Origin of the sequence: uncultured Phocaeicola sp. (genome assembly GCF_948499155.1) — a bacterium.
GTDB classification, from domain to species: domain Bacteria; phylum Bacteroidota; class Bacteroidia; order Bacteroidales; family Bacteroidaceae; genus Phocaeicola; species Phocaeicola faecalis.
The window spans coordinates 114134-126247 of sequence record NZ_CAOOSE010000001.1 but is presented as its reverse complement, the minus strand read 5'-3'; the positions used below and the strand labels follow the sequence as shown (position 1 = coordinate 126247).

11 protein-coding genes and 2 pseudogenes are annotated in these 12114 nt (G+C 49.5%); all 13 read left to right on the top strand.

Annotated elements, in window-relative coordinates:
* Positions 1-372: 372 nt before the first annotated feature.
* Positions 373-1557: a site-specific integrase gene (locus QYT14_RS00570; RefSeq protein ID WP_195613515.1), complete on the top strand. Its 1185-nt coding sequence runs from the start codon at positions 373-375 to the stop codon at positions 1555-1557.
* Positions 1554-1727 (top strand): annotated as a pseudogene (locus tag QYT14_RS18830) (site-specific integrase); the annotation flags it as partial. The gene QYT14_RS00570 and the pseudogene QYT14_RS18830, both read left to right, overlap by 4 nt.
* Before the next feature lie 72 nt (positions 1728-1799).
* Positions 1800-2696 carry a site-specific integrase gene (locus QYT14_RS00565; RefSeq protein WP_288324050.1) on the top strand — a complete coding sequence of 299 codons (897 nt, stop codon included), beginning with the start codon at positions 1800-1802 and terminating at the stop codon, positions 2694-2696.
* Between the two features lie 23 nt (positions 2697-2719).
* Entirely contained in the window at positions 2720-3652 is a 933-nt protein-coding gene (locus tag QYT14_RS00560) for a hypothetical protein (protein WP_195613517.1), read from the top strand.
* Between the two features lie 301 nt (positions 3653-3953).
* Positions 3954-4187 (top strand): excisionase family DNA-binding protein, encoded by a 234-nt coding sequence (locus QYT14_RS00555; protein WP_195613518.1) that lies wholly within the window; start codon positions 3954-3956, stop codon positions 4185-4187.
* Positions 4188-4224: 37 nt separating this feature from the next.
* Positions 4225-4716 (top strand): hypothetical protein, encoded by a 492-nt coding sequence (locus QYT14_RS00550; RefSeq protein WP_195613519.1) that lies wholly within the window; start codon positions 4225-4227, stop codon positions 4714-4716.
* Positions 4717-4969: 253 nt separating this feature from the next.
* On the top strand, positions 4970-5404 hold the full coding sequence (locus QYT14_RS00545) for a hypothetical protein (protein WP_195613520.1): 435 nt from the start codon (positions 4970-4972) through the stop codon (positions 5402-5404).
* Positions 5405-5962: 558 nt separating this feature from the next.
* Positions 5963-6166 carry a hypothetical protein gene (locus tag QYT14_RS00540; RefSeq protein WP_288324049.1) on the top strand — a complete coding sequence of 68 codons (204 nt, stop codon included), beginning with the start codon at positions 5963-5965 and terminating at the stop codon, positions 6164-6166.
* Positions 6163-7422, top strand: coding sequence for a relaxase (locus QYT14_RS00535; RefSeq protein WP_195613522.1), 1260 nt, complete (start codon positions 6163-6165; stop codon positions 7420-7422). The genes QYT14_RS00540 and QYT14_RS00535 overlap by 4 nt, the downstream gene beginning before the upstream one ends.
* Before the next feature lie 24 nt (positions 7423-7446).
* Positions 7447-8160 carry a hypothetical protein gene (locus QYT14_RS00530; RefSeq protein WP_229104740.1) on the top strand — a complete coding sequence of 238 codons (714 nt, stop codon included), beginning with the start codon at positions 7447-7449 and terminating at the stop codon, positions 8158-8160.
* Positions 8161-8171: 11 nt separating this feature from the next.
* A pseudogene (locus QYT14_RS00525) lies at positions 8172-9381 on the top strand (site-specific integrase).
* 699 nt (positions 9382-10080) lie between these two features.
* Positions 10081-10665, top strand: coding sequence for a DUF3575 domain-containing protein (locus QYT14_RS00520; RefSeq protein ID WP_288324048.1), 585 nt, complete (start codon positions 10081-10083; stop codon positions 10663-10665).
* A gap of 11 nt (positions 10666-10676) precedes the next feature.
* Entirely contained in the window at positions 10677-12107 is a 1431-nt protein-coding gene (locus QYT14_RS00515) for a DUF3868 domain-containing protein (protein ID WP_288324047.1), read from the top strand.
* Positions 12108-12114: the final 7 nt, after the last annotated feature.

Here is a 12114-nt window from a genome sequence, read left to right as displayed (position 1 = left end):
ATTTTGTAATTTTGCAAATACACTAAAATTTATTAGCATGATAATACACCAATATACTTCTATTGATAGTTTAGCCTTAATTCTTAAGAATAAAACAATTAGATTTAAGCGATTAGACAAAATGGATGATGTTTAAGTTTTGCGATAAGAAAACAAAATCGAAACAAGTGAAAACAAAGTAACTAAAAGAAGTGTAATATATTGGTATTCAATTATAATTGATTGTATTTTTTGATTCCTTTGGCGAAACATAAATTTCCATAAATTCCTTATATTTGTTGCGTATTTGTTACGTGAAACAAAACAATTATTGTACCTTTGCAGAAGAAAAACAATACGTTGCTTGACGGCAAGGACAATTTTGAATGATTTATGGGAAGACCGAAGAAGACAACCAAGGCGAAAGAGCCTGTGCGCATCCGGGAGCGCAAGCTCGCAAACGGCAACAGGAGCCTCTATCTTGACATCTATTCAAAAGGTGTGCGCAAGGTGGAGTCGCTTGGCGTGTACCTTGTACCGGAGAATACGCCTCTTGACAAGATACAGAACGAACATGCGAGAAGCGTTGCCGAGAAGATAAAGTCGGAGCGCATCATCGCGCTGCAGAACTACGGCATAGCCAACCTTGACAAGGTGATGAAAGCCTCGATGCCACTTCTCGCGTATCTTGAAAAATACGCCAGCGAGGGGAACGGCCTGACCGAATCAACCATGAAAGGACGTAAGTTCATGCGGCGCAAGGTGGAGGAATACCTACGTTCAACCGGACGGCTCAACATATCCATGCTGGAGGTTGATTTGGATTTCTGCCGTGGCTTCATCAATTTCCTCCGCACGGCGAAGAACAAGCGACTGAAAAACGAAGAAAGGACGATAAGCAATTGTACGGGACTACAGACACAGGCCGTGCTTACAGCAGCGTTGAACACGGCACTGCGTGACGGTATCATCGAGCGCAACCCCATGACCTTGCTGACATCCAAGGAACGCTTCCACCAGCAGGAAAGCCAAAGGGTCTATCTCACCATCGATGAATTGAAAAGAATGATGGCCACTCCCTGCGATGACGGGGAACTGAAAAAGGCATTCCTGTTCGCCTGTTTTACGGGGCTGCGTCTCAGCGACATCCGCACGTTCACATGGAACAAGGTGCTGACAACGCCCAACGATTCCACCCGTTATATAAGGGTCAGGATGCTCAAGACGCAGCAGGTCGTCAACGTGCCGCTTTCCAAGGATGCCCTCGGCTATCTCCGTGAGATGGAAGACGGGGACGAGCCAATCTTCCGCCTGTCAAGCGCGGCTTCCGTCATAGAGCAAAGGCTGGCGGAATGGGCGAAGAAAGCCGGGATAGAGAAGCACGTGACCTTTCACGTGAGCCGCCACAGCTACGCGACGATGATGCTGACCATAGGAGTTGACATCTACACGGTGAGCAAGCTGCTCGGTCACAAGAACGTGGCGACCACTCAGATATACGCGAAAATAATCGACCAGAAGAAGATTGATGCCGTCAATATGATGGACAGGTTCTTCGACAAAGACAGGCAGGCATGAGGATAGAGATACGGACACGCGAGCTGAAGAACGGCAACAGGACAATATACCTTGATTATTATGACAAGGGCAAGCGGTGGTATGAATATCCCAAACTGTACCTTGTCCCTGATTCCGCTCCACATGCAAAGGAACAGAACAAGAACGCGATGGACAAGGCAATCGCCATCAGAGCCAGACGGCTGCTCGGCGAGACACCGGAAGAGGACGGTAGCCCGTTGAAGGAGGCTGACAAAATTCTTGTGAGCACTTGGATGGACGAATACGCCAAAGCCATGCACGCGAACGCAGGGCTTTCCTCAACTTATCTCAAACACTTCGACACCCTTATCCGCATGGTGAACGACTATCTCGCGCACATCAAAAGCCCGCGTCTCACAATGGACTGCATAGACAGGGAGTTCTACCGGGGATTCCTGCACTACATGACCGATGTCTATGAATGCCGGACTTCCGACGGTGGAACAAGACGGCTGGCCAAATCTACCATGCACCTGTTTCAATTAAAGATGAATACGATGCTCAATCAGGCGGCAAGGGACGGTGTCATCAAGTGCAACCCCTATCACCTGCTGTCAAGGGACGAGCGGATAAAGAAGCCGACTGACCAACGCGATTTCCTGACACGTGAGGAACTGCACAGGCTGATGGAGGTGGAGACACGAAGCTCTACGACCAAGATGGCATTCCTGTTCAGCTGTTTCACAGGTCTGCGCTACAGTGACCTGAAACAATTGAAGTGGGGCAACATCGAGCGGTCACAGTCCGGGATGGCGATAAGGATAGAGGCGATGAAAAAGACGGAAAAGCCCGTAACCGTTCCTTTGGGTACAAACGCAATGGCATGGATGCCTGAGCGCGGTGACAAGACACTTGACGATTTTGTCTTTGACATAGGCACATGCGGAGGTTGCAACACCGTCCTGAAGAAGATGGCGAAAAGAGCCGGAATCAACAAACGGGTCTCTTTCCATACCGGGAGGCACAGCTTCGCAACGCTGACCCTCGCCGCCACGAATGACATTGCTACGGTGAGCCGACTGCTTGGCCACACCTCTGTCGCAACGACACAGATTTATGCGGAGGTGCTGATGGAGGACAAAATAGCCGCCGTAAACAAACTGAATGGCATATTTTAATTCGATAAGCTAAGCCCCTTTTTATGAAACGAATCTCCGATAATATCCTCACGATGCTATTGCCGCTTACTGTGGTAGCCGCAACCGCATTCAGTCTGGTTGCCGCCGTCGCCTTCCGCATGGGAGCGACCACGGCAGGATTTGTGTTTGCCACCCTGTCCATTGTCGGGTGGATCGGACTGGTAGCCGAGTTTTTCCTCTTGTACGACATCATCATAGACAAGTGGCTTTCCAAAGACCGCTCCGTCCTGACCGCTTCGTGGTTTGTGATTTCATTGTTGCTCGCCTTTATTCTTACTCCCGACAAACATACGGATTGGAGCACTTGCATAATCATGGTCTCGCTCTTCGCCGTGGTTTTCCTTTTGCCCTGCACCATCGGGATGGCATACGGCAAACAGATAAAATCATGGCTGCTACAACGGTGGAACAGACTTGTTCCAAAGAAGCGACAGTACACGGACGAAGCAGAAGAAAAGCAAATCGAAGCCTTGCTTTCAGCATCCACGCCACCTTCCATAATGAAGCAGGAGGATGAAATCAGGCACTACGACAGCCTTGTTTCAAAGGTACAGCCGGAACTGATAAGGAAACTACCCGAAACATTGCAAACCAACGATGCTCTGTTCCTGTTGGTGCTGTTCCGGGAAGACGGTTATCTTGACACGGACTTCCGGCCGCTGATGAAAAAGGAGGATGACGAAATCAATCAGACACTCTACGCCTATATCGCCAGCGCCCTTTGCGCCGCCCTCAAAATCAGGAAAGGCAAATGGGTCATCTTCGAGAAGTTCTGGCCACTCAACAACGGCGCACAGCTGGCAAGCAACTTCAAGACCGCCTACAGGGACAACCCGTCCGAACACCAGCGGCATATCGCCAAACTGCTGCGCAAGGCGACCCGCCTTCGTCCGAAGCTCGACACCTACGACCTTGAAGAGTTCAAGAAGGTCTGACCTGCATTATCCATTTCCTTGTTCCCGTCACCGTAACCCGATGGCGGGATTTTTTTATGCCCGTCCGTGAACAGGCCTGTTTCTTTCCGCACTTATAAGTTACCATGTGCGGATTATCCGTGATTATGGAGGGTTTATAGTTCCCTTATACTTCGTTTTAACCCTGTTTATAGTTGCATTTATAATTCGCAAATCATTCTGTTTGTGTTGTTTATATTGATTGTTCCAGGAAAAAGCCGCCATACCTTTGCACTGTCGCCACGACAAAGGCGAAGCAGATTATTCACTAAAATATACGCACATGACAGAGCAAAGAAAACTTTTAAGCACCAGGGAGGCGGCCGAGTATTGCGGCTTCAAGCTCTCCTACTTCCGCAAGCTGATGATGCGCCGGGCTATCCCGATGTACAAGCCGACGGGCAAACTGTGCTTCTTCAAGAAAGAAGACTTGGACGCTTTCCTCACGGGTGTCCGTATCTCCTCACAGGAAGAAATCGCAGAGGAAGCCGGCCGCTATCTGGCAGGACTGAAGTAAACAACCTTTTTTATTTACATCAAAAAACAAATGTAGTATGGAACAGAACAGGAACATGGAACAGGGCGGCACAACCGCAACCGTTCCGGCAGAGAAGAAGAACGAGAACCGTAAACGCGAGGTGAGCGGTAAGGACGCACAAATCATCCGCGCATTCTTGGAGAGCGTAGGCATCTACGAGGCGGACGCCTTGCGTGTGAGTATCGCCATCGCCGACGGCAAGATGACGGCAGACAACATTTCAGCGGATGACCGCCTCGCGCTCAACCGCTATCTCAACAGCAGTACGGACAACGACCGCCTGACGGCAGACAACGCACAGGGACATCGGCTGAACCGTGCATTCGGTTTACTGGAACGTGTGTCGGAGTTCTGCGACAAGCAGCAACTGGTGACGGTGAACAAGGTCTTGCTTTCCATTGCAGTAAATGCGGAGGACATCAGCCATGCCGTATCAAACCTTGCCAAACGTCCGGCATCCGTACAACCGTCACAAGGGAACATAGTCGGCAGTGGGGCAAACAAATGACCGTGCATAAGATGTGGAGAACCGGATTACCAATGTTCACGCGACCTCTTTTTTCTTCCCTCATTTCGGGTTGATACACAATTGAAGGACTAAGGTTGATTATCGGAAAATCCATATTCCCCTTATGTACCATCCAAAAGATGAAGCCGTGCAGGGAACAACAAGAAAGCAGTTTGGAATTTCCATACTGATTCCTACACGGCTTTATTCTTTTCCAAAAGCAAAAATATCACACTTATAAAGACAAAGTTTTATGGACAAGGAAACATACAGATTCATGTACCCGGCAGGTATCGCATCCCTGTCATTAGTTTTTTCTCAGAAGGCATTGCAATGGCTGTACGGGACAACGACAGATGATGACGGCAGGGAAACAGTAAACTTCATATTGTTTGGCGACCTGCTGGCGAAAATGGCACTTACAGCCGGAGAGGGCAAGGGATTCCGCAGACCACTCACGCTTTCCGCTGGTCAGGCGCAGTATTCCGAAGAACAGCTTTCCACTCAATGGAACATGGGCAGGAAGCGCATACGCAACCTGCTGGCGATACTTACAGACTTGGGACTTATTGACACCAACCGTTCAAGGGTGGCATCCGTGATGACCTTCCCGTGCGTCCGTGGGTGGAAAACAGCGGATGGCACATTCATTTCCAATCCTTTTACCAATGAACAGAGGGAAGAATAAGAGCCGAAAGGCAGCTGGGGAAACAACCGAACCGACAATTACAGGGCAAACAACGCCCTTCCTGTTGTTCCGCAGTCCGGCGATAAGTGGCATCCGTCCCGTGCAGGAAGTGGCAGACGGACGGGTGGAATGGCATGGAGCGATAGCGTTGAGTTACGAGATATGCCGAGGTATTACCGCCTCTGGACGGTATTACCACGACGCTCTCGCAACGGTTCGGCAAACCGTTGTCCCAGCCGCTCGCAGGCTCGCACCTTCCCTTTTTTAGATACCGTTTCACTACAATTTCAAGAACACCAGTTATATATGGAACACGAAGATACTTTAATACAGGATAATCCGGAATCCGGACAGGAAAAGCCCGTTATAAGGCGTGACAAGGTGGTAGTTACCAAGGTCACGGAGCAGGAGCTTTATCAGATTAAGAGCACCGCCGGGCAGTGCGGCATGACACGCAGCGACTTCATCCGGGCAAGGGCACTCAACTACCGGCCGAGACAGCGGCTTTCGGTTACGGAGGTGGACGGTCTGCGGCAGCTTGCGGCTTGCCGGACGGACATGGTGAACTTCGCCAACGCCCTGCACGGACTGAACGATGACGAGAAGGTACGCCTTTTCCACCATCAGCCCACCATACTCGAATGGTACGAGAAAGTGGCGCGGGTGACAGACCATGTCACCGACTTCCTGCAGTCCGCACAGAAGGCGAACAGCTACCCGGCAGGGACAACGGACGGAGAGACAGAGGAGGATGCCGTATGATAGCCAAGGCAAAATCCATTAGCCACGGCATCAGGGCGATGCTGTACGTGTCGGGGGAATCGAGGAACAAGAAACATCCCGAAAAGATAACGCGCATCTGCGACAACTTTATACTGCAGGGCATGGACGCTTCGGGCATCTGGACGGAAATGAAATTCGCCACCATGGACCGCCCGGACATCAAGAACAACGTCATCCGCTTGGAGATAAGTCCGGCGATGGAACATACCGAAGATTTCACGGTCAAGGACTGGCAGCAACTGTGGAACGACTTCGCGGCGGCTTTCGACAATCAGGAAATTCTGAATGAGGACGGCGAGGTCATTTCCGTGCCGACCAACATATCGGGCAGCAAATCCAGCGTGTGGCTGCACAGGGAATCGGACAGCGGCATACCTCACCTCCATGCCGTCGTCTGCCGGATAGACGAAAACGGGAACATCAACAACGACCACGCCATCCACATCCGCGCACATCGGGCAGCTGAACAGGTTGCCCGGCAAAGGGGATGGATAACTGCCAAACACATACATGAAAGCCGTATTCCGCAAGTCAGTGAGGACTGTATGGAGGCCTTGCGTGAACTAGACGAATGGTCTTGGAAGGGCTATGCGGAGAAACTTGCCGCCAAAGGCTACGAACTGTATCTGCGCAAGGACAAGAAAGGCGTGATACGCGGCTATGTGCTTCACAAAGGCAGTTCAAGGTTCAAGGGCTCGGAACTTGGAAAGGGGCGCAACCTGACCGCATCCCGTATCGAGCGGACTTGGGAGAAACTGCATCCCGAACAGACCAAACAGGAAAGTCCGACACCGAAACAGCCTGTTATAACGGCACCGAAGCCGTCTGTTCACAATGAAGCCGAGCAAAAGCCACAGACCGATGCAGGACGGAATAATCCGGTTTATGAGTATTACACGGAGTGGCAGCCCGACCGCCTGCGCACTGAGTTTGAATATGCCGGAAAGAACTACGACCGCTATATCCCCGAAAAGGTGCTTGACTGTCTGAATGACGAGTTCGATTTCCGGGAGCTGGCCAACTGGCAGGCTTTGCAGAATCTGGCGATTGCCTTTTTTACGCTTGTCGCTTCTCCTTACGGGGAGATTTCCGGCGGTGGCGGAGGCGGCTCACAGTCCGACCTCAAATGGGGACGCGACCCGGAAGAGGACGAGATAGAGTTTGCCCGTCGTTGTGCGCGTGAGGCTTCGCACAGGCTTGGCAGACAAATGAAATCAGGATTGAAACGTAAATGACAAACCTAAAAAACATCAGTGACAATGAAACAACCCGATACGTCTGCCCTACGGGAGCGGCTTAACAATTATACACCCGGACAGGAACTGGAGCAAGACAAGCAGGAGTTTGAAGGACTGCTCTTGGAAGTGAACTGTCAGATTGCCGAATTGCGCAATCTACTCAAGGAAATCAATGCGGTAAAGGAAGAACTGGAAAAGATAAACCAATGCTCTGTCAGCCACATCAAGGCGAAAGAAGCACGGCGGCAAAGACTTGAACAACGGAACGATGCGCTTGCCAACGAGTTCCGCAGACTCAAGCCGGAGATTGCGGATGCGCATAAAAAGTTGAACGACCTCATTGAAGGAATCGCTGCATATGCGGGAACAATGCAGAATCTCCATGACCTGCTTAAGGCTTCATTTCCTATAAGGTTTGCAGAAAACGACAGACAAGCATTATTGGAAGGAGTCAATGCCATTGCCGACAATGCCATATCACGTATTCGCAGGGAACGCGAAAAGGCGGACAACGATATCCGCCGCAATGAGAATCACATATCCATGACACAGGCGACATTCTGGGGGATGATTGCATTGCTGCTGATACTTGCCTCATTTTTTGCCCTTGTCATTTTCGCAAACGTGAAACTACTCCATTTAGAGATTTTGAACGAAATAACAGTTGTATATGCCGGATTGATTGCCATCACATTAGCTGCGGTCTCCTTTATCTTTTATAAGTGGAAACACTAAATCTGTTATATATGGCAACAATGAAAGTTAAATTTCGTGCATCTTCTATTCCGACGAAAGAAGGCACATTATTCTATCAAGTGGTTCACGGACGTGTAGCACGTCAAGTTAACACCGGTTACAAGGTATATCCCTGTGAATGGGATTCCGCTCATGCGGAAATCGTTTTTCCGCCCGGTATCGGGGATAGCCGCAGCAATTATCTTGCATCACTGAAAGAGATTTTGTACGCGAACACCAAACGGTTCAGGAATATAATCGCACGTCTGGAGCGTGCCGGTGAGGACTATACTGCCGAAGACGTGCTGAAATGCTATCTCACACCTTCGGAGGGCAAGGGCTTCATTTCTTTTGCCCGTGAGGTTATCCGGCAGATGGGACAGATTGGGAAACCTCGTACTGCAGAACGCTACACGGCTGTCACCAGAAGTTTCGAGCGTTTTTGTGGCGAAAATGATGTGTTTCTCGATGAAGTTGATTCCGATTTGATGGTACGCTATGAAAACTTCCTGAAAGCGGCAGGGGTGTGTCCCAATACCACGTCCTATTATATGCGTGGCTTACGGGCCATCTACAACCGAGCCGTCGAAAAGGAACTGACCGTACAACGCTCTCCGTTCAGACACGTTTATACGGGTATCGACAAGACGGTCAAGCGGGCTGTTCCGCTGAATATCATCCGTCAGATCCGTGATTTGGACTTGACTCTTTCTCCGGCGACCGATTTGGCAAGGGATGTCTTCATGTTCTCGTTCTACACACGTGGAATGTCATTCATTGACATGGCATTTCTCAAGAAAAAAAGACCTTCAGAACGGAATACTCTCTTATCGCAGACAAAAAACCGGGCAGCAGCTCTCCATTAAATGGGAGAAACCCATGCAGGAAATCATCGACAAATACGACATCGCGGACACTCCCTATCTGTTGCCCATTATCAAGAATATGGAAGTGGATGCACGAAGGCAGTACAAGAATGCGGCTCATCTGGTCAACGACAAGTTGAGGAAGTTGGGCGAACAACTGGGATTGGCAATTCCGTTGACCACATACGTGGCGCGTCACGGTTGGGCTTCCATTGCCCGGAGTAAGAACATTCCGCTTCCAATCATTAGTGAAGCAATGGGACACGATTCCGAAAAGACCACGCGCATCTATCTCGCCTCTCTGGATACATCTGCCGTTGATAAAGCTAACAAACAAATACTTGAGGCACTGTAAGGACTATGATTGGATGAAAATCTGTTTCGGTTTGATACAGCCAAATAAGTAAAATCGGACAAAAATCTGTTGTGCAAATCCCTAAATCTCCTTTTAAGAGAATTAGGGATTTTATTGTGGATTGATAATCAAGTGTTTTACATCATAAAAACAGTGTGAAAAGCCTGATATTGCTTGACCTCTTTAGGTTAAAAAAATAAATCATCATATTTTTTTGATTTTTCTTTAATATTTGTTTTGCGATTACTTATGTTTTTACTTTCTTTGTATATAAAATAATTCTCTTAAAAGGAGATGTATCAATGGACATACGTTTACGGGGACACACTCGCATTTTCCATAGTGGGAACGAAAGAGCTTTGGGTGTCAATTTCTTTGAGTGGATTTCGAAAGACGTATGAAACATGGTTAAAAGAAGTGCTTCTCAAAATATATAGTTGTTGGGCAGTAGCTTCATTCTCTCTATAAGAGAAATATGAATACGTGAAATAGGATTTAACTGATTGATAAACAGGAATTGTTCTTCGACAGCGAATGCTGATTTACACAGATTCTGTTAAGCGTAGCAACTATGTAGTTCGAAAGCAATATCCGTTTGATACGGTTATCACCTATAAATCACGCAATTCTTACCATGCAGTCATTCTCTTATAGAGATGTTGCGATAAAGAGTGAAACTGAAATAAATATAAATAGGAAATGAAACGTGCGCTTTTATTATTTATGATAGTCGTCTCCTGTGTCTCGCAGGAACTCTGTGCGCAGAAGGTGGGTGTGAAAACCAATCTGACGGCAGATTTTGCGTTGAATCCGAATATAGGATTGGAGGTAGGCCTTGCTCCCAAGTGGACACTGGAAGTGGATGGTCAGTTCAATGCGTGGACGCTCTCAAACGACAAACGCTGGAAGCATTGGGCAGTGCAGCCCGGAGTCAGGTATTGGCTATGTGACCGCTTTGGCGGCTCCTATTTCGGAGCCTATTTGCATGGAGGACAGTATAATGTCGGCGGCATCAATCTCAATGTGAATTTTCTTGGAACGGACTTCCGTAAACTGAAGGATACCCGCTATCAGGGATGGTTCGTCGGAGGCGGTGTGTCATACGGTTACGCTTTTGTACTTGGCCGGCATTGGAACTTGGAAACGGAAATAGGCATCGGTTATTCCTATACCCGTTACGACCGTTTCCGGTGTGCCGGATGCGGCAAGAAGATTGAAACGGACAAGCCGCATCACTACGTGGGTGTCACGAAAGCGGCCATTAACTTGGTTTATCTATTCTAAATTACAGTGAAATGAAAAGGACGATATTCATACTGGCAACCCTGCTTGGCATGACAGGTATGTCTGAAGCGGTGGCTCAGGACACGAAGGACATTCTGCCCGGTGTATCTGTTGAGAACTTCAACATGAACCGCAATGGCAAGTATCTGACCGTTACGATGGATATAGATTTGTCGGAGCTTGATGTGAACTCCAACCGTGCCGTATTGCTCACTCCGCGATTGGCCAATGGGACGGATTCGATTGACCTGCCGTCGGTAGGCATCTACGGACGCCGCAGATATTACTATTATATAAGGAATGGCATCAGCACCATTTCGGGTAAGACGGAAAAATCATTCAAGGCATCGGACAAACCGGGACAATTAGAGTATGACAACCATACTCCCTACGAAGAATGGATGGACGGCGCCACGCTCAAGTTCCACCGCAGCGACTGGGGCTGCTGTCAGGAGATACTGGCGGAATATCAAGGCAAGCTGGGACGACACCGCGAGGCGTTCTTCCCGGAACTGGTGTTCGTGCAGCCTAAGGCCGAAGTTATGAAGAGTCGCTCCCTCTCCGGCTCGGCATACATCGACTTCCCGGTGAACCGGACGGAAATCTATCCCGACTACCGCCGCAATACCGTAGAACTTGGCAAGATACAGGCCACTATTGACTCGGTGCGCAGCGACAAGGATGTCACCATCACGCAGGTGTGGCTGAAAGGTTTCGCTTCGCCGGAGAGTCCCTACAAGCACAATACCGGCCTTGCCATCGGGCGTACCGCCGCCCTGAAGAAGTACATCGGGCAGCTGTACCACTTTGCAGACAACGTCATCCGGACCGATTACGAGCCTGAGGATTGGGCGGGCTTGCGCCGCTATGTGGAGCAGTCTGACATGAACCACCACACGGAGATTCTGGCAATGATAGACAGCGACATGGAGCCGGACGCCAAGGAAGCGAAAATCAAACGGACCTATCCGCAGGAATACCGCTTCATGTTGCAACAGTTCTATCCGGCACTGCGCCACACGGACTACCGTATCGACTACACCATCCGCACGTTCAGCGATGTGGAGGAAATAAAACGCATCATGGCCATGCAGCCGCAGAAGCTGAGCCTGAACGAGTTCTACCTCGTTGCCGGAAAGTATGAACCCGGCACGGACGAGTTTACCGATGTGTTTGAAACAGCCGTGCGCATGTTCCCCAACGATGAGGTTGCCAACCTCAATGCCGCCAATGCCGCCATCCGCCGCGATGATTTCGCCACGGCACGCAGGTATCTCGACAAGGCGGGCGACTCTGCCGAGGCGGTCTATGCGCGTGGTGCGCTTGCCGTGCGTGAGGGCGATATCGCCACGGCACGCAAGTATCTGACCAAGGCGAAAGAGATGGGGCTGGAAAAGGCGACATCCACGCTGGAAGAACTGAACGAAAGACAAAAGGAATAAAACTTAG

Coding starts and splice junctions, on each gene's coding strand:
- QYT14_RS00515 (WP_288324047.1), top strand. CDS start 10,677: ATGAAAAGGACGATATTCATACTGGCAACCCTGCTTGGCATGACAGGT.
- QYT14_RS00560 (WP_195613517.1), top strand. CDS start 2,720: ATGAAACGAATCTCCGATAATATCCTCACGATGCTATTGCCGCTTACT.
- QYT14_RS00540 (WP_288324049.1), top strand. CDS start 5,963: ATGGTGAACTTCGCCAACGCCCTGCACGGACTGAACGATGACGAGAAG.
- QYT14_RS00535 (WP_195613522.1), top strand. CDS start 6,163: ATGATAGCCAAGGCAAAATCCATTAGCCACGGCATCAGGGCGATGCTG.
- QYT14_RS00550 (WP_195613519.1), top strand. CDS start 4,225: ATGGAACAGAACAGGAACATGGAACAGGGCGGCACAACCGCAACCGTT.
- QYT14_RS00555 (WP_195613518.1), top strand. CDS start 3,954: ATGACAGAGCAAAGAAAACTTTTAAGCACCAGGGAGGCGGCCGAGTAT.
- QYT14_RS00520 (WP_288324048.1), top strand. CDS start 10,081: ATGAAACGTGCGCTTTTATTATTTATGATAGTCGTCTCCTGTGTCTCG.
- QYT14_RS00570 (WP_195613515.1), top strand. CDS start 373: ATGGGAAGACCGAAGAAGACAACCAAGGCGAAAGAGCCTGTGCGCATC.
- QYT14_RS00530 (WP_229104740.1), top strand. CDS start 7,447: ATGAAACAACCCGATACGTCTGCCCTACGGGAGCGGCTTAACAATTAT.
- QYT14_RS00545 (WP_195613520.1), top strand. CDS start 4,970: ATGGACAAGGAAACATACAGATTCATGTACCCGGCAGGTATCGCATCC.